The organism is Streptomyces sp. NPDC088794, assembly GCF_044750545.1.
Taxonomy (GTDB): domain Bacteria; phylum Actinomycetota; class Actinomycetes; order Streptomycetales; family Streptomycetaceae; genus Streptomyces.
The window spans coordinates 135,141-153,359 of the sequence record NZ_JBIVKB010000021.1; the positions used below are offsets into that span (position 1 = coordinate 135,141).

Sequence of the window (18,219 nt, forward strand, 5' to 3'; positions counted from 1 at the left end):
CGCCGGGCAGAGGGTGTTGAGAGCGGGCCAGGCTCGTCGCGGTCGAGGAGCGGGTCAGGTGCCCAGATCGACCTGGCCGCCGGATTCGGCCTCGAATGCCTCCGGATCCGGATCTGCGGATTCCAGGTCCAGGTAGGACTCGTCGCCCGGGGCGGAGGCGCTGGCCTCGGCGTAGGCGACGAGCTCGGCTGGGTCCGTGGTCACCAGGTAGTGCTCGGTGGGCGAGGCCACGGACGCGAAGGCGACCCGCTGAGTTCCGGCCGATAACAGTCCCTGGCCTCGGTCGGCCGTGAGCAGGAACTGCCGCTCGCCCTCGGACAGATCGAAGGTCTGAGTGATCTCGTCGATGGCCTGCGGGGCCTGGCGGAGCAGGATCTGGGTGGCGGCGTTGGCCACTACTGCCTTGCCCAGGTCGGAGCCGAGCACGTCAGCGCTGTCCTGGGTGGCCACGGTCAGCCCGGCCCAGTGTTTGCGGGACGCCTTGGCCATGCGAAACAGGAACTGTGCGCCGGCTGGTTCCTTCATGAGCAGCCACGCCTCGTCGACGGTTACCAGTCGCGGGCGGCGCAGCGCCGGGTTGGACACTCGGCGCCAGACCGTATCCAGCGTCAACAGGGTTCCGATGGGCTTGAGTTCGTCCGGCAGGTCGCGCAAGGAGAACACCACGAGGTGGCCATCTGGCTGGGTGGTGGTCGGGCCGGCGAACAGGCCTGAGAAGGCACCCTGGGTGAAGGGGTGCAGCCGTGCTGCCAAGTCCGTGGCGGTCTGGTTCTTCGTATGGTGCAGGACGTCGGTGAGGTCGGACAGCAGCGGGGCCTGACGGGTCCAGGTCCGCGCGTCTGCGGTGATGCCGGCCCGCTGGTACGTCGCGGCGATCGCTTTGTCGATTACTGCCCGCTCGGTCGGAGCGAGAGCGGAGCCGAGCAGTACGGACAGGACGGTGTGCAGGAACAGTGCGCGCCGAACAAGGGTGTCTTTGGGGGCGGTACGGCGTCCGTCGGGCCGTGTGTGGATGGGCAGGTCGAAGGGGTTGAGTCGGACGTCCTGGGCGCCGAGGTGGATGTAGGTGCCTCCGACTGCTGAGGCGAGGCGGGCGTATTCGCCCTCGGGGTCGATGACGTAGTTCTCGATTCCCCGGTAGAGCGAGCGCAGCAGTTCCAGTTTGACCAGGTAGGACTTGCCGGCGCCGGAACGGCCCAGGACGACGGAGTTGTGGTTGTCCAGGGCGAAGCGGTCCCAGTGCACCAGCCCTTGGCTGCCGATGTTGTAGCCGTAGAGCACGCCGGAGGGGGCGGCGACCGAGGTGGGGTCCGGCGGGGGCAGGTCGGGGCTGGTGAAGGGGAATGCTGCGGACAGTGCGGCGGTGTCGAAGGTGCGGCGCATTCGTACCAGGTCCAGTGCCATGGGCAGGCAGGTGACCCAGCCCTGGAGGCTGCGGTAGGTGGTGGGTTTGGCGTCCATCAGCAGACTTGCGGCCAGTGCACGTACGGCCGCGACGTCGTTGGCCAGGTCCTCGTGGCTGACGGCGTGGACGGTGAGGTATAGGCCGAGTCGGTAGAGCTTGCCCTCGCCGCGGGCGACGCGGGCGGACAGGTCGTAGGCGTCCTCGGTGGCGGCCTCGACCTGCGGGTCGATGAGCCGCCCGTGGTCCTGGGTGTAACGGCGACCTGATTCGAGTTTGGCGAGTTGCCGCTTGAGCTGGTTGGCGGAGGTGACCGGATCGATCGGCTCGATGTGCAGGCTGACGTCCACCCTGCCGGGGTAGGCCATCAGCGGCTGGAGCCAGCCTGGGTGCACCTCACGCGGATAACCGGTGACCGCGAAGGACGCCACCCACTCCGCCCCGACCTGCAGATGCCGGGGCGCGACGGCCAGGGAGTCCGGGGCGAACGCCCCGGCGCGCCCGCGGTCGCGTGCCGGAGAAGCCGGGCGTCCTGCGTGCGTGCGGGAGCGCCTCACAACGCGCCCCTCCCGTCAGGCTCGTCCCAGGAAGGAGGCACAGCGGGCCAGTTCTCCTCGGGCGCGGCCGTGGTGATGACGTCGTCGGCGCCGGCGAGCGCGGAGGACGGCGACAGGAGACTGTCGGGGTTGCACGCGGCGGCCAGTACGGCGGTGGCCTGGCCAGCATCCAGGGGTGTGACCACGATGCCGATCGGGCCCAGGAGCTCGATCGCCTCGCCGAGGCGGCGCACCAAGCGCGCTTCAACAGCGCGCCGCACGGCCTGATCCTGGTGCTCGCTGCCGGACGTCCCCTGCCTGCGGCGGCGTGCGAGCGCGGCCAGCGGCGAACCGCCGCCCAGCACATCGGCGGGAAGACTCGGCCCGAGGGGTTCGCGCAGGACAAGCAGGACCTGACGGCGCAACAGGTCGGTGCGCTGGCCGAGTTGGGCGAGGTAGTCGGCGTGCTCGCGCGCGGCGGCTTCCAACGCGGGGTGCTGCAGCGACGGGGCGTACTGGCGCAACTCGTCGATCTGCGCGGACAGATCCAGGCGCTCGGCGCGGATAAGGACCTGGACGGGAGCGGTGAGCGAGTGCAGGTAGCGGCCGAACGCGGCTACCAGGGAGTCTTGTTCGGTGGGAGTACGCAGGGCGAAGTTGACGGTGCTGCACACCGCCACCGCCGCGACCCCGTCGGTGCCGAGGTCAATCACGCCGGTCTCGCTCACTCCTTCGGCCGGCAATCGCAGCGCAGCCGGGGCGATGTCGCCGGTGGGCTGCTCGGATTCGGTGACCTGGTGAGTAAGCCATGCCGGTGCCGGGGGGATCCCTTCCGGGGCGGCGACTTGGTGGCGCGGCGTCAGGCGCTGGCGCAGGGCGGCGAGCATCAGCCGGTCCAGCGACAACCCGTCCCGCCTGCCCAGCGCTAGGAAGACAGCGGCGGCCCCGACCGGGACGGCGGGAATCAGGAACACCGGCAGCGGTACGAAGACGTGTGTGAAGGACCAACCCGCGTACAGCACGATTCCGGCGACGGCCAGGACCATCAGCTGGCGGGCAGTCAGGTTGGCGAGGACGGTGTCCTCGCGGTCGACGTCAGCGGGGATGCGTATGGGCTGGGTCATGACGGATCACCTCCGCAGCGGGTGTTGCCGGTCGGTCGGGTCGGCGGGGAGCTGAAGACAACAGACGGCGGGACGTTGGTGCGCGGGTGCTGCGTCCGGGCTGTCCGGGACTGGGGCACTGGCGGCTGGAAAGTCGCGGGTGCGGGAGGTCCTGTGGTGCGCCGCGGCGGGGTGGGAGGCTGCGGAGTGGGCTGCTGGAAGAGAGGCCGGGAGGGAACCGGGGGCCTGCCGGTTGGCCTGGCCAGCGGAGTGGGCCGGGTGCCGCCGGGAGCCTGGAATACCGGAGGGCCGGGTGGACGGGCAGGCCGAGTCGGCGGTATGGCCGCAAAGGCTGGGGCGGTGCCTGATGGGGAAGCACCGGGAGCCCGGAATTGAGGCATCGGCGGCGGTCCGGCGGCCGGGCCGGTCGGCTGATTGGGCGCGGGGACCGTGAGGGTCGGCTGTTGGAACAGCGGCAGCCCCGGCGGGCGTTGCGGGAGCCCTGGGGGTCCACCGGGCCCCGCAGACGCGGGGTTGCCACCGCGGCCTTGTCGGCCCGAGTTGCCTGAGGGCGGCCCCGCCCCGGGTAGCCGTGGACGACGGGATGTTCCGCCGGACCCCGTCGAGGACGGTGGGCGGCGCGCTCCACCGTGCGACGCGGTACCCCCACCACCCCCACTGCGCAGCAGGCCGAACGTTTTGTACATCACGTAGGCGCGAACCATGCGGCCGACGAAGGAGCGACCGCCGCTGGAGCGGAGCGAGCCGAGAATCCAGAACGGGATCTTGAAGACGATGTACATCAGCGCCAATGTGATGAGCACGTTGACCAGCCCGTCTCGGGTGGTGACCCCGAACAGCCCGGTCAGCCCGAATCCGCCGGGGGTCAAGAACACTCGGACCCCAGTGATCAGGGCCAGGGACTGGGCTACTTGGACGGCCAGCACCCCGCCGAAGGCCTTCCACCACCACCGCGCAATGCCGTCCGTCTGTGGCAGCGCGTGGCAGATCAGCGCCAGGGGAGCCGCGACGATCAACATCACCGTCAGGGCAACGCGAACCACGAAGGTCAGCAGCAGGGCCACCAGGACGCCAACGACCACGACCCACATCAAGATGCCGAACAGGTTGCCGTCGTAGGCGACGAAACTGCTCAACACGAAGTCGCGCAGTGCGGGGCCGGCAGAGTCCTCGTCAACGCCGCCACCCATGGCCGCGTAGGAGAGAGCGTTGGCCAAGTCGACCGCCTTGCCTGCGAAGAACAGCGACAGGGCGGCGGCGAGAAACCCCAGAGGGATCCGCGGCGCGATGTCCCTGATCGAGTAGCGGGTCTGCACGCTCTCGTGGCTCATCACCACAATCCCGGCGATGGCGACCAGTAGGGCGTAGCAGGCGAGTGCGATCTGCCAGGAGTTCGTCCACAGTTCGCCAACGCGTGGAAGGGACGCCGGACTTGGCGTGGTCAGCAGCGAGTCACTGATCATGTTCAGCAGCGGGTTGAGCGCGAACTTGATCACCGACTTGAAGAAGCCCGTGATCGCGCTGGCGATGCCCTTGGCGATGCCCTTGGCGATCCACCCGGACACGCCTCCAGTTCCGCCACTGGGGACCTGGGCTGGGGGCAAGGTCCCTGCGGTGGGGGTCGGGCTCGCCGCCGTGCTGGGCTGAGGGATGCAATCCGACTCCACGCAGGGCGATGCCGTTTCTGACGGTTGGGATGTGGGCTCGGTGGACGCGGTGGCCGTCGGCGCTGGCCCGGGGCTGGGGCTCGGATCGGCCTGAGCGGAGAACACAGATGCGAGGACTGCCAGGGTCACGGTGGTGAGCACCAGGGCGATTCGCCAGCGGTGCCACCAGCTGCGCGATGCCGTACGCGAAGAGCGCGGTGCCGTCGGGCGTCTGGCCCCGCTCCGACCGAGGGCGGTCGGAACGGAGAACCGGGCTGCCAGGGGCGCGGGAGCCAGGGCGGTCATCAGGCCCCCACGATCCCCTTGAGGATCTGGACAACGAGAGGCGCGAGCGCAGCCAACCCGTAGCCCCAACCGGCACTCTTGAAGGAGGTCTTGGCCTTCTCGACCTCACCGGGATCGCCGCCAGCCATGACATAGCGCACTCCGCCGAGGGACAGAAACACGGTGGCGAGACCGGCCAGAATGCCCATGATCCAGTTACGGATGTTGTCCAGGACGGCGTTGACCGACTTTGCCAGCGCCAGGACCTGTCCGGACTCGGCCGCTTGCGCTGAAGACGCGCCCAGGAGACACACCAGTAGCAGGGCCGCTCCGGTGAGCAGTAGCCAGCAGCTCAGAATGCGGGCCAGTCGGCTCACGACGAAGGTGTGGTGCAACCGTGCACGGACGCGGGCGGCGGTTCGCTCGCAGCGGTGGGGGAGGTATGGCCGGTGCATCAGGGCACCTCCGGAGTCGGCAGGGTTGTCGCGGCGGGCGGGCAACTCCCGCGCTTCAAAAGGCCGGATTCTGCGGCCTTTTTGGCCACGCCGATCGCGGATTGTCCAGTCCGTCCCTGCAATCGGCTCCATTCGGTTCCGGTTGCCGAAGTCGATGAATTGGTGAGCGCCAGAACGGCGTTGCGGCGGGCAGGGAGCACCGGAGCGGAGGGCAAGCCGCCCATCGCGGAGATGGACACAGGATCATCGAGGTCTGTGTCCCGGGCCTCGTTGTGGAGAAAGGCAATGAGGCGAGCCTCGGCGCGGCGGCGGACCTTGTAGGCCGCGTTGGGTGTGGTCTGATGTTGGGAGGCCCAGTCGGCGATGGCGATTTCGTCGAGTCGGGTAGCGCCTATCAAGTCCGCTTCGGTCTGTGTCAGGACCAACTCTCGGATCGCACGGGCCAGTACTAGATCCGGGTGTCCCCAGGGCGGTCGTGGAGTTGTTGACCGGAACCCCGGAGCGACCGGTGTGGGGGCGTCAAGCGCGTCTACGAGCGCAGCGAATCCTTGCCGGTATGCGGCCCACCGAAGGCGCGGCAGGATCTGAGGGCGGGCGACGTCGATGGCCTCCAGCGCTCCCAGGAACCCGGACAGCACCTCGGCGTGGACATCGAAAGGGTCGCCGGGGAATCGTTCGGCCAGCCGACGCGCCACACCGGCCAGTGCGGGAAGCGCCATGCCGGCGCACGCCAGCGTCCATGTGGCCCCCTCGCGCCGGGAACGGCGTACCAGGTGTGCCCAGACCGCGTCGCGCGTACGGCGCGGGCAGTTGCGCCGCAGCAACCGGTCTCGCAGTTCATCCAATGGGATGGGCCGGTGCGGCAGACTGCGGAAAGCACGGCCATCCAGGGACAACGGCTGGGGCCCGGTGACCAGTAGGGCGAAACACTCGCGGGCTGTGTCCAGCGGAAGAGGGTTCTCCCGGGTGCGGTCGGCGCGGCTGCGCTCGGAATGGTGAACAGCCATGATCAGGCGCCTCCTCGAATGGAATGAGATGACGCCTCAGGAAGCCAGACACGCGACAAGAAAAGACCAATAGAAGAACAAGGTTGTGGTTTTAGTCCGCTGATTCCGTCCACTAAAAATGACTTAAGAGGAGTGTGGAGGGGCTGTCTCGGTGGGTCGTCAGGCTTGGCGTGCCGCAGCGCTGGGCAAGCGCTTTGGTAGTGGCTGACCTGCGAGTTTAGTAATGATCTAGACGCCTCTTGGTGGATTCAGTGCGCGGAGTATCGTGCCAAAATTACTTCCGTCGCGAGAGTACTATTTGGCGAATCGGATCTTTCTGGATGAAAAGAGGTCCTCTGTCCTGCGAGTCGGGGGTGGCGGGTTCTCAAAAGAATCTTCGTGGTCCCGTGGCCAAAACGGCGTCGTATCCCGGCCTTTTGAGGTGAGTGGAGTCCATGTCTCGCCCCCATGAGGATCCGTATGCCTCTATCGCGCCCCGATCGCTGTGCTGCCCGTCCGGTGTCGCCACACTGCTGCAGGCGCCCCGCTTGCCAGATCTCCGCAAGGCTGGTCGCCCGGCAAAGTCATCCCGAGGCACGGAGTATCCCGGAATGGCGCCTGATCGTCATCGTCAGGACCGCTACCACCCACGCCACGACTGGGCACCATATGCTCCCGATGGCCGCACCGGCACGATCTGGAACACCCAGCAGTAGAAGTGGTCAACTCAGCTTCTGCCGGCCGGTCTTCGAGCCACGCACGTCCTGCTGCCCGGCCCTTGAGGCCGCGTGCTTGAGGAAGACGCCGCCTGATCACGCCACACCCATGGAGGCGTACGCGTGCATTCAGACGATCTAAAGGCCGAACAACTTGGCGAAGGCCGCGACGACCGGGCGACGGCCGCGTTGGAGGCCGACCAGCATAGCTCGCCCGATATCCCTTCTGAACAGGCGATTTGGCAGTACGATGGTCGCAGCGAGCGCGGCCGTGTCCGTCGGTACTTCGGACACGTGACGTACCTCGGTGGCGCCGAAGGGGAGCGCTTGCAGGGCGACTTAACCGCAGCCATCCACGATCTACTCGTGTGGGCTGCAGCCGTCCGGAACGCCGCCGGGGATCCTCCTGAGCAGGACAAGGACGACGCGGCGTGACCACATCTTTCAATGACGTCCCCGAACAGAACCCACCTGCGCCAGCACTCGCCCGGCGAACCCCATCGCCCCGCTCGGCGCCGGCAGTGCCCGGTTCTGGCCTTTCCGACCTCGCCGTCTCCCCTTTCGGCACGCCCACCGCCCTGTTGAGTGGCGAGGTCCGGGTGGCCTGGGTCGGGCGGACATCCACCGAGGAACAGCAGGATCCGCGGCAGTCGCTCATACGCCAACTGGAGCGCAGCAAAACTGCGTTACCGGATTCCTGGGCGATCGTGTGCCACTTCTACGACGTCGAATCCGGCCGCATGGAGCTCGCCGATCGCGGGCGCGGGACGCACTACGAACGGTTCGACATCCCCATCGCGCGTGACGGCGGGATCACCGACCTGTTGGCGGAGGCCGCGCACCCCAACCGACGCTTCGATGCCGTGATTTGTGAAAGCACCTCACGGGTCGCCCGACGCATGTTTGAAAACCTCTCCGTCGAGCGGGGACTTGAGCGTGCCGGCGTTCCGCTCTTCGCCTGGAACGAGCCCATCAAACTCGACGGCGGACGGGCCCAGCAGATCCTGCAACGCCGTATCAATCAGTCCGTCGCCGAGTACGAGGTGTTCAATGCCCTCGAAACCTCCTGGGGCGGGCTGTGCACGCACGTGCGCGAGGGTTGGAACATCGGCAAGCCGCCGTACGGGTACCGCGCCAAGCACTACCGCCACCCCAATCCCATGAAAGCGGAACGGGGCGCGACCAAGTCACGCCTGGAGCCGGACGGCATCCGCGCCGAGACCGTCACTCAGATCGCCCACTGGCGCTACTACGAACGACTCAGCTACGCGGCCATCGTCGACCGCCTCAACACCGAGCCGGAGAAATACCCGCCGCCCATTCCACCCGGGGGCGCTGCCAAGGCGCGGGGTGCCTGGAGCAAGTCGTCAGTGTGCGAAGTCCTGCGCGCCCCCAAGTACACCGGCTACCAGGTCTTCAACCGGCGTGCTCGCCGAAGCCGTAGCGGCGCCCACAACGACCCGGTGATGTGGGTCTGGTCCTCCGAACCGGTGCATGAACCGTTGATCCCGAAGTGGATGTACGACGAACTCGCCGAGCGGCGGCATGCCAAACGCGGCTCCCGGGACGGCAACGCCCTCAACGTTCATCCGGAGACCCGCCGCACCTACGTCCTGCGTGGCATGTTGCTGCATGCCTGCGACCGGCGGATGTTCGGCAAACACCGCGACGGAATCACCTATTACAGCTGCCAGCCTCAGGCCAACAACCGGGGCCGTCCCGACGCTTACGAGGGCCATCCCAAGACCGTGTATCTACGGGAGGATGCGATCCTCGAAGCGATCTCGGCCTTCCTCTCGGATCGAGTGTTTGGCCCAGAGCGGCGAGAGTTGCTCGCGGCGGAACTCGCGTCCGTCGATGACCGGGCAGCGAGACAGCGAGAGACCGAGCGAGACAAGCTCCAGCATGCTCTCGACGGACTCTCGACCAGGCAGGCGAACATCCTCCGTCAGGCCGAGACCTCCAGTCCCGACGACCCCTTCACCAAGGGACTGCGCGAGAGCTACAACCGGCTGGAATCCGAACGAGGGGCCGCTCTCGCCGGCATCGCGAGGCTGGACGCAGCCGACGCGGCTGAACCTGCTCGTCCGAATGCGGAGGACGCGGATCTGCTCGACGGATTGCCCTACCTGGCGCTCAACCTCGTGCACGCCCCGGAGCAACTGCTGAGACGACTCTTCGAGGTCGTTCAGCTCACCATTCGGCTGCACTACGACCCGGAGGTGGCGACGATCCAGATCACGCTGCCCGCCGACGTGCTGCCCGACATCGCCATGACGGCGGAAAGGACGCAAGATTCAATGCCTGCCATTGCGAGGCCGAAGGTCCAGAGAGTCACAGCCCGTACAGATGCTGTTGGCGCCCCCGGCAGGACTCGAACCTGCGGCCAAGCGCTTAGAAGGCGCCTGCTCTCTCACGGTGGCGGCAGTTGAGGACTGTATTCACCTGGTGCTCGAGGATATGGACAGTCGCTGAGTCAACGACGTGGTGGAGTCCGCTTCAGTGCATGAACTCCACCACGCCGCTGACCTGGTGAAATAGGGCACATGCGGCCGCCGCCGTCTTGGTCGAGCCTGGTGGCGACCATTCTGAGCTCGCGGGTGAGGATCGACGACCAGATACGTCGACTGACTGGGGGAGCGAGAGAGCAGGCGGGCGGCAACGGAGTGCCGTCAGCCCTGACGGGCCTCCTCCGCCAGCCGTCGCCAGCCGTACCGTTCCGCGATCCGCGCCGCCTCTCCCAGCGCCGGCGATCCGCCGCCTACCCGGCCCCGGACGATGAGTACGGAGGCCAGGTCGAAGGCGTACGCCATCGGCTCGGCGGTGAAGCGGCCCCGGGTCACCGTCACCGCCTCCTCGGCGGCGGTCACCGCCTCCGGGTGGCGGCCGGTCGCGTGCAGGGCGAGGGCGTACGAGCCCAGCGCCTGGGCGAGGGCCGACGCGTACACCTCGGGAACCGCGTCCGCGAGGGGGCGGTGGAGGTCCACCGACCGCAGCGCGGACTCCAGCGCCCGCTCGGCCCGGTCGAGCGCGAGTTGCGCCTTGGCGATCACCTCGTGCGCCAGGGCCACCTCGCCCTGCCAGTCGTCGGCCTCCTCGAAGTCGAGCAGTGTCAGCGCCTCCTCGGCGAGTTCGATCGCCCGCGGGGCCGACTCGCCCTCGACCAGTGCCCAGGCCAGGGACAGCGCCGCCGACGCCACATCGAGGGAGAGTTCCCGGTTGTGGCGCAACGCCTCTTCACCGGCCTCGATTGCCGCCTCCCGCATCCCCTCCCGGAACAGGGCCGACGCATACCAGTCCAGCGCCGGACAGAGCAGAGCCTCGGCCTCGACAGAGTCTGCCGCGGCCAGCTCACGGCACACCTGTACGGCCTCCTCGGCCGCCTCCAGTCCCCGGTGATCGCCCGCCAGTACCAGCGCCTCCGCATGGGCGACGAGCGATGCGGCCCGGTGCTCGGGCCGGAATGCGGCCGCGGCCGGCTGGCGGTACGCGGCGACGGCCTCGGCGGTCACCGCGGCGACCTCGGACCGCCGGCCGACGTTGTGCAGGGCCTGGGCCAGGTGCTCCAGATCGTGCAGCAGGACCTCCAGATGGTCCGGCTGTTCCTCGGTCAACTGTCGTGACAGCAGTACGGCTTCATGGAACAGACCGACCGCGTCGTGCGGCCGCCCCAGCTCCGCGAGTGCGATGCCGCGGGTGCTCAGCGCTTTGGAAAGCGAACCGCGGTGCGGCACCGGATCCTGGCGTGCCGCGCGCAGCAGCCCGATGGTGCGCTCGGTGAGGGCCAGCAGGTCGCGCCACCGCTCCAGGACCACCAGGGCCGCCGACCAGTTGGCGCCGACGTCCGCCAACTGCTCCAGATGGGAACGGTGTTCCGTCTCGGCGAACGGCACCAGCAGTTCGTACGCCTCCTCGTAGTGCGGCAGCGCCTCCTCGGTCTTGCCGAGGTCGTGGAGCGAGTTGCCCAGTACGTCGACGGCGACCGCCAGCCGGGGCGCGTGAGCCTCCGGTTCCGCTGCGGTCAGTTCCCGCAGCAGCGCGATCGAAGCCCGTACGTTCCGCAGGCCCTCGGGGATCCGTTCGGTATCCCCCAGGTCGCCGAGGTAGTTGCCGAGGTTGCACAACGCGTTGGCGAGTAGCGGGCGATAGGCGTCGGGCAGCGTCCGGAAGCCCTCCCGAAAGAGTCGTACCGCCTCCTCCGCCGCGGTCACCGCGTCCTCCGGCTGTTCCTCCTCGGAGTACTGGATGCCCAGGTTGTTCAGCGCCGAGCCCAGCACGGACTGACGGGCGAGCGGCTGCCGTCGGGCCTGCGGCCGCAGCAGCGTCACCGCCTCCTCGGCGGTGGCGACGGCCCGCGCCCCGTTTCCGCAGGCCCGGAAGATCACCACCGCGTTGGAGAGGGTCGCCGCGAGGTTGGGGATCTGGCGGGCGGGGGAGCGATCGGCGATCTTCCGGTAGATGTCCAGCGCCTCGTCCATGGCGGCCTCGGCCTCGTCGTAACCGCCCGCCTCCAGAAGCTGGTTGGCCAGATTGGCGAGCGCGTCCGCGAGGTCAGGGAGATGGCTGTCGGGCGTCTGCCGCGCCAGATTGCGGTAGGCCGCCACGGCGTCCGTCGCCGCCGCGACCGCCTCGCTCCTGCGTCCCGCCGAGGCCAGTGCGTGCGCCAGGTTGTGGCAGGCGAGCGCGACATCGGGCGCGTAGACCGGATCGTGCGCCGCGAGACTCCGATAGCGCTCCAGGGCGGTACGGGCCGGTTCGACGGCCTCCGGCCGGGCCCCCGTGTCAGTGAGCTGGTTGGCGAGGTTCGTCTCCGCCATGGCCAGATCGGGCAGATGACGCTCCGGATCGGCTTCGCTGAGCCGGCGGTAGCACTCGATCACCTCCCGGGCCGATGCCAGGGCCTCCAGCGTGCGGCCGTCGTCCGCGAGCAGACCTGTGCGGGTGTTGAGCGAGAGGGCCAGGCTCTCCTGCGCGCCCGGATCACCGTCGGCCGCGAGTTTCCTGCGCAGGCCGATCGCCTCCTCGATGGCGGTCAGAGCCGCCTCGGCCCGGTCGACCTCGCCCAGCCGCATGGCGTAGCGGTGCAGTCGGCCGGCCAGTGCGGCGGTCTGGCCGGTCGCGTTCTCGCCGGTCGGGGTCTCGCGCGCCCGGCGGGTGAGGAGCCCGGCAAGGTCCGCGGCCCACTGGTCGAGCGCGAGGGTCGGGAACGGGACGGCCTCGTACAGCTCACCGGCCAGGGCAGTGTCACCGCCGGACCGCCGCTCCAGTTCCTCCAGTACGGCGTCCAACGCCTCGCGCAGCGGGGCCGGTTCGGCCACCTCCGTGGCCGTCCGCACGGCTGCCGGGGCGAGTTGAGCGGGGTGCCGGATCACGACCTCGCGCAGCCGCTCCGCCACCGGCGCCTGGTGCGGCACCGCGCGGGACAGGACATGGAAGGCCGACTCGACCTGCCGTCGGCTCGCGGTCGGCAGCAGCCAGTCCAGCAGCCGCCGTTCCTCCGCCAGAACGCTGCCCACCAGGAACTCACCGAGCCGGTCCGGCTGCAACGCGCCCCAGTACCGCCCGTCCGACGGGTACAGCCCGGCCAGCCAGCGTGCCGCCGCGGCCGGGTCGGCGCTCGCACCGTCCTCCTCCCGGGGCAGTCGGCACAGGGTGTTGACCGCCTCCGTCATGTCGTCGGCTCCGCACAGCGTCGCCGCCGCGACCATGAGGGGCAGCTCCCTCTCCGGCAGATCGTCGAGGCCGAACTGCGCCAATGTCCGCTGCCAGTGCTTGCATTCGTGCCGGAGCAGGATCATCTCGTCGGGCTCGCCGCCCGTCACCGGCACCGGGTCCAGATGCTGGAGCTGGGCCACCAGAACCGCCATCTGGAGGTTCAGGGCCGCGGCGAAGCGTTCGTCGGTGACGTCCGGCAGGGGTGCGTCGAGCGGGTCGGTTCCGGGCCGCTGCCTCCGCAGCCCGGCGACGAGGCCGTGCGCCGCGAGCCGGGCAGCCTTGCCGCGCTCCTCGGGCGACGGGTCGAGGACGGGCAGCGCGAACGTGTCGGAGCCGTCCTCCAGCAGCCCGAGGGTACGGGCGTACTGGGCGGTCGTGGTCCACCACTCGCCGGCCTTCCGGGCGAGCAGCAGGATGCGCACGGGCGGTCGGCCCGGTTCGTCGTGCGCCGTCTCGTCGCGCAGCATCTCGCACAGGGAGCGGACCTGCCCCGTCCTGGCCTCGGCGTAGTCCAGGACCAGCAGCAGCGGCACGGTACGGGAGGAGAGGAAGGCGCGCAGCTCGTCCGGGTCGGCCCGCTCGGCGAGAAACGCGGCCGCCCATCCGGCCCGGCGCGCCTTCTCGACGGTCTTCAGCGCGAGCCGGGTCTTGCCCTGCCCACCCGGCCCGGTGATCAGACGCACCGCCGCGGGCCGATCACCGTCGCGCCAGTCGGCGATCCGACGGAGTTCGCAGCGCCGTCCATGGAACTCGACGACACCCGCCTCCGGGCGGAGCAGCGAGATCGGGGAGTTCATCGCGTGCCCGGTGTGCGGGTGGAGCAGCGGCTGGAGTTCGGCGGTGTGCGGCCCTTCGGGCGGCAGCCGCAGCAGGGCCCGCAGGCCTGGGTCGTCCCACAGCGGGGCGAGGTCCTGGACGTACAGTCGGCCGGAGTCGGGTTCGGGCCGGGCGCTCACCACCACGCCCACCAGCAGATCGTTGCAGAGCACGCCCGACCCGGACATCCCCTTCCACCGAGAAGCCCTCTCGCCGTCGCTGCCCCCGCCACTGCCGGCACCGAACAGCGCCGGCACCGGACCGTGCACCCGTACCTCTCGCCACCCCAGGCCGGGGACAGGGGTGCTGATGACGCCGTCGATCTGCGCGGTGTCACGGAACGCGGGAATCGCGTCGAGGCGGAGCACAGCGGAGCCACTGGGAAAACCCGTCGCCGACACCCGGGCCCGGCAGGGATCGGTGACCAGCCTCCCCCAGCGGTACGGCGGCAGACCGGGCAGCTCGGCCAGGCGCGGATCCGCGCAGTGCAGCACCGCCAGATCCACCGCCTCCCGGCCGGGCGCGGCCTTCTCCCGGGGCATGTAACGGCGGTGGACCACCCGGCACTTGAGCCATTCCCGGTCATCGCCTCCCGACACCGAGCGCACCCAGGTCTCACCGGTCCCCGGCTCCGGCACCACATGCCCCGCCGTCAAGACGTACCCATCGGGCAGCAGCCGGCCCGACCCCAGCACCAGCCGGGCCCTGCCGGGCAGCCGCGCGGCGACCTCGACAACCCCCGCGTCCAGCCGCTGCCAGCCAACCGCCATACGCATGTCCCCTCCCGCCCGGACAAGTTGTGCACCCGAGGCGTGCTCCCAGGCGGGCATTCTGGCAGCGGTAGGACCGGTTGACGGTGGGTAAGGCTGTTTTGCAACCGTACGAAGGAGGGGGAATGACCGAGCACGGTGGCAGCGGAGCAGCGGTGGAACTCGCCCAGGCGATCGAGTCGTTGCGGGCCCAACTGGAGACCGCCCGGCATCTCGCACCACCCGGGAGCCTGCGCTTCGAGGTCGGTCCCGTCGAACTGGAGTTCCAGGTGGAGCTGGTCAGCGGAGCCGAGGCGAACGCGGGCGCCAAGTTCTATGTGCTGACCGCCGGCGGCCGGCGGTCCGTGGAGAACCGCACCACACACTCCGTACGGCTGACCCTCACACCCCAGGATCCGGCGGGCGGCCCGCTGGAGGTCTCCGGCGGCACTGATCAGATCCCCGGACAGTGATCGACTCCCGGACGCTGGCCGCCGGCCGGGCGGTCGAGGTCTACCGGCCCCGGGAGACCGGCGGATACGCCACCGGGACCGGCTTCCTGCTGGACGACGGACTCGTACTGACCGCCGGTCATGTCGCCGGTCCCGCGGGCGGCAGGGCGCTGGTACGGATGCCCGGCCGTAACGACCGCTGGACCACCGTCCTGTGGCACCGGCACGACAAGCCGCCCGGGACCGGCGTCGACGCGGCGCTGCTCCGCTTCGACGGCGGCGCGGTCCCGGGGCCACCGGGCGGTCTGCCGACGCTTGGCTGGGGGCGGCTCGCCGGCACCCGCGGCACCCGCGCGGCCGAGGCCGTGGGCTTCCCGGCAGGGATGAACCTGATCACCGAAGGCACGCTCACCTTCCGCGACAGCGCCCACATCACCGGGGAGATCACCCCGGGCAGCCGCCTCAAGGCCGGCCGCTACGAGATCACGGTCCGCACCCCGGTCCCGCCCGCACGGCCCGCGCCACCGTCCGCGGCACAGGCCACCAGTCCGCGCCGCCGCCCGCCGACCCGCTGGAGCGGGATGTCCGGAGCGGGCGTGGTGTGCGAGGGGCTGCTGGTCGGCCTCGTCTGCGTCGACCCGGGCGATCCGGCCGGCGGCGCGCTCACCGCCGTACCCGTCGAGTCGGTCCTCGCCGACCCGGAGGTGATACGGCTCCTCGGCCGCGTACGTCCCCGCAGCGTCGAACTCGCCCCCGTACTGCTCTCGCCGTCCGCGCCGCCCGGATCCCCCGCGGGACTGCTGCGGGCCGAGGTCAGCCCGGTCGGCTGCCACGGCCGGGACGACTGGCTCACCGCCCTCACCGACTGGTGCCGGGAACCACGGGACTTCTCCCTGCGACTACTGGCGGCACCCGGCGGCCAGGGCAAGACCCGACTGGCTCGCGAACTCGTGGAACGGATGACGGATCACGGCTGGGCGGCCGGCTTTCTGGACGACCAGTGCCCGGACGACCGCCTCGGTCTGCTCGCCACCCTGTCGGATCCCCTCCTGCTGGTGCTGGACTATGCCGAGACCCGCCCCGAACAGTTACGCGCCTGTCTGCGGGCCCTGCGCCCGGCCAGCGGCGCAGCCCCCGTCCGGCTGCTGCTGCTCGCACGGGGCGCGGGCGAGTGGTGGCGGCACGCCCAGGTCACGACTCGGGCGCTGCGCGAGTTTCCGCCGGACGCGGTACTGGACCTGGAACCGCTGGCTCAGGACCCGCGAAGCCGGGCCGAGGCGTTCCGGCGCGCTGCCGACGAACTAGCACCCGCACTCGCGGCGCTCACGGGACTGCCGGACAGTGCCGAGACCGAACCCCCGTCGGGCCCGCCGCACCTCGCCGGTCCCCGCTACTCGGGTGCGCTCGCCCTCAACATGGCCGCGCTCACCAGCCTGCTGGAACGCGCCCGTCCCACCCCCAAACGCACCGACCCCGCGACCCTCGAGGAAGAGATCCTGCTCCTGCACGAGGAGCACTACTGGACCCAGACCGCCACCGCCCACGGCATCGGCCATCTGCACCCCGCCACCCTCCGCCAACTGGTCGCCACCGCCACCCTGCACCGGGCGGCCACCTTGACCGAGGCCCGCGCCCTCCTGGCCTGCCTCGACTGCATGACCGGCGAGACCGGAAACACCCGGCTCGCCGCCGCCGTATGGCTCCACGAGCTGTACGGCGGACAGGACACCTACTGGGCGGGCCTGTCCCCGGACCCCCTCGGTGCCCACCAAGTGGGCTCCACGCTCCGGGACTTCCCGGAACTCCTGCCCGAGATCGCCGCACGCACCACCCGGGACCAGTCCGCCCATCTGCTGCGGGTGCTGTGCCGGGCGAGCGAGCCGTTCCCGGAATTGCGAGAGCGGATCGTCGCCGCCGTGACGGCCCGCCCGCGCCCGCTTGCCCTCGCCGCCGTGGATCTGCTGATCCAGGAACCCAGCACCACACTCACCACCGCCCTCGACGCGGCCCTGACGAACACGGTGGACACAACAAACCCCGCGGCCACCTCCTCGGACGCGGCACTCCCCGCCGATCTGCTCTCCGCCGTACCCCGTTACACCGAGATCCTCGCCCGCCCCGCCCTGGCCATGGCCCGGCAGAACGTCGCCAGGCTGCGTGCCGCGACGCACACCGCACCGGGCTCGCTGGCCGACGCCCTGCTCGCCCTCGCCTACCGGCTGTCCGCGACCGGGCGCCACCAGGAGGCCGTCGAGGCCGCGGAGGAGGCGGTACGACTGCGCGGCGAAGACGCCGCACCGGCCGAGCTGATCGACATGCTCCTCGGCTACGGCGCCCGGCTCGCCGACGCAGGACGGTTCGACGACGCGGCACGGACCGGGGACCGGCTGCTGGCCCTGACCGGGGAGGGCGCCGGCTCCCCGGCCCACGCTGTGGACGACACCGAGGGAGCGGCACGACTGGCCAAGGTCCTGCACCACCACGCCCGTTGGTGCCACGGGGCCGACCGCGCCGCCGACGCGCTGCACGCGGGCGCCCGCAGCGTGGCTATCCGCAGACACCTCGCGGCCCATGACCCGGACCGCCCGCCCGAGGAACTGGCGGGCTCGCTGCTGGGCTACGCGGTGTACCTCCAGGCCGCAGGCGCCCCGGAGAAGGCCGTCGAGCCGCTGGGCGAGGCCGTCGACACGCTGCGCGAGCTGGCCGAGAAGTCGCCGGACGGTCATCTGGCCGCGTTGGGCAGGGCCCTGCACGACCAGGGCCGCCTCTACGCCGCGCTGCGCGCGCCCGAACTGGCGCTGACCTGCGCCCAGGAAGCGGCGGCCATTCACCGCAGGCTGGCCGGGGACGGCACCTCGGCACCCCGGATGTCGGACCTGGCCTTCGTACTGGTGGGCCTGGCCGCCCGGTTGACCGACGTCGGCCGTACCGCGTCCGCCGTCGACGTACTCGCCGAGGCCGTCGCCCTGCGCCGTACCCTCGCGGCGGACGGCGCCGCCACCGGACTGCTCGCGGTCACTCTCACCGATCACGCCGTACTGCTGCGGCAGACCGGCCGGTTGGCGGACTCCGAGCGCGCCACCGACGAGGCGATGCGCCTTCTCGGGGAGGCGCGTTCGGCCAGATGGAGCCCGCCCGGACGGGACAGCGCGCACATCCTGCTGCATCGGGGCCTGGCCCTCGCGGCCCGCGATCCAGCAGCCGCCCGTGGGATTCTGCGTCGTGCAGCGCAGGAAGCGGCAGGCTGCGGTGCGACCCGGCTGGCCGAGCGCTGCGCGGCGGCGCTGCGCGACGTGGGCACCGACGGCCCAGTAGACTCCGCTCACAGGTGATGTGA

At 70.3% G+C, this 18,219-nt stretch carries 10 protein-coding genes; 4 read left to right on the forward strand and 6 right to left on the reverse strand.

The features are described 5' to 3' along the window. Positions 1-54: 54 nt before the first annotated feature. The 5 genes from ACIP6U_RS42545 to ACIP6U_RS42565 all read right to left on the reverse strand — a co-directional run bounded on the left by ACIP6U_RS42545 (position 55) and on the right by ACIP6U_RS42565 (position 6,455). The gene (locus ACIP6U_RS42545; protein ID WP_401728277.1) at positions 55-1,959 is read right to left on the reverse strand and encodes a VirB4 family type IV secretion system protein; all 1,905 of its coding nucleotides are present in this window, start codon (positions 1,957-1,959) and stop codon (positions 55-57) included. Further along, positions 1,956-3,062: a PrgI family protein gene (locus ACIP6U_RS42550; protein ID WP_401728280.1), complete on the reverse strand. Its 1,107-nt coding sequence runs from the start codon at positions 3,060-3,062 to the stop codon at positions 1,956-1,958. The genes ACIP6U_RS42545 and ACIP6U_RS42550 overlap by 4 nt, the downstream gene beginning before the upstream one ends. Then, on the reverse strand, positions 3,059-4,627 hold the full coding sequence (locus ACIP6U_RS42555; RefSeq protein WP_401728282.1) for a hypothetical protein: 1,569 nt from the start codon (positions 4,625-4,627) through the stop codon (positions 3,059-3,061). Before ACIP6U_RS42555 ends, ACIP6U_RS42550 begins: the two co-directional genes overlap by 4 nt. A 386-nt stretch (positions 4,628-5,013) precedes the next feature. Then, positions 5,014-5,370, reverse strand: coding sequence for a pilin (locus tag ACIP6U_RS42560; RefSeq protein WP_401728283.1), 357 nt, complete (start codon positions 5,368-5,370; stop codon positions 5,014-5,016). Between the two features lie 77 nt (positions 5,371-5,447). Beyond that, positions 5,448-6,455: a hypothetical protein gene (locus tag ACIP6U_RS42565; RefSeq protein WP_401728285.1), complete on the reverse strand. Its 1,008-nt coding sequence runs from the start codon at positions 6,453-6,455 to the stop codon at positions 5,448-5,450. Positions 6,456-7,273: 818 nt separating this feature from the next. Between ACIP6U_RS42565 and ACIP6U_RS42570 the strand changes: the two genes are divergently transcribed. Continuing rightward, on the forward strand, positions 7,274-7,585 hold the full coding sequence (locus ACIP6U_RS42570) for a hypothetical protein (protein ID WP_401728288.1): 312 nt from the start codon (positions 7,274-7,276) through the stop codon (positions 7,583-7,585). Beyond that, complete coding sequence (locus ACIP6U_RS42575; protein ID WP_401728289.1) at positions 7,582-9,582, forward strand: recombinase family protein; 2,001 nt, start codon at positions 7,582-7,584, stop codon at positions 9,580-9,582. Before ACIP6U_RS42570 ends, ACIP6U_RS42575 begins: the two co-directional genes overlap by 4 nt. Before the next feature lie 240 nt (positions 9,583-9,822). Here the strand turns inward: ACIP6U_RS42575 and ACIP6U_RS42580 are convergent, their stop codons facing one another. After that, on the reverse strand, positions 9,823-14,457 hold the full coding sequence (locus ACIP6U_RS42580; RefSeq protein WP_401728292.1) for a tetratricopeptide repeat protein: 4,635 nt from the start codon (positions 14,455-14,457) through the stop codon (positions 9,823-9,825). A gap of 119 nt (positions 14,458-14,576) precedes the next feature. Between ACIP6U_RS42580 and ACIP6U_RS42585 the strand changes: the two genes are divergently transcribed. Further along, positions 14,577-14,903 (forward strand): trypco2 family protein, encoded by a 327-nt coding sequence (locus ACIP6U_RS42585; protein ID WP_401728293.1) that lies wholly within the window; start codon positions 14,577-14,579, stop codon positions 14,901-14,903. Then, positions 14,900-18,214: a trypsin-like peptidase domain-containing protein gene (locus ACIP6U_RS42590; protein ID WP_401728294.1), complete on the forward strand. Its 3,315-nt coding sequence runs from the start codon at positions 14,900-14,902 to the stop codon at positions 18,212-18,214. Before ACIP6U_RS42585 ends, ACIP6U_RS42590 begins: the two co-directional genes overlap by 4 nt. The last annotated feature ends 5 nt before the right edge of the window (positions 18,215-18,219 follow it).

Excerpts from the sequence above, each read along its gene's own strand:
- ACIP6U_RS42585 (WP_401728293.1), top strand. The coding sequence starts at position 14,577 with ATGACCGAGCACGGTGGCAGCGGAGCAGCGGTGGAACTCGCCCAGGCG.
- ACIP6U_RS42580 (WP_401728292.1), bottom strand. The coding sequence starts at position 14,457 with ATGCGTATGGCGGTTGGCTGGCAGCGGCTGGACGCGGGGGTTGTCGAG.
- ACIP6U_RS42565 (WP_401728285.1), bottom strand. The coding sequence starts at position 6,455 with ATGGCTGTTCACCATTCCGAGCGCAGCCGCGCCGACCGCACCCGGGAG.
- ACIP6U_RS42550 (WP_401728280.1), bottom strand. The coding sequence starts at position 3,062 with ATGACCCAGCCCATACGCATCCCCGCTGACGTCGACCGCGAGGACACC.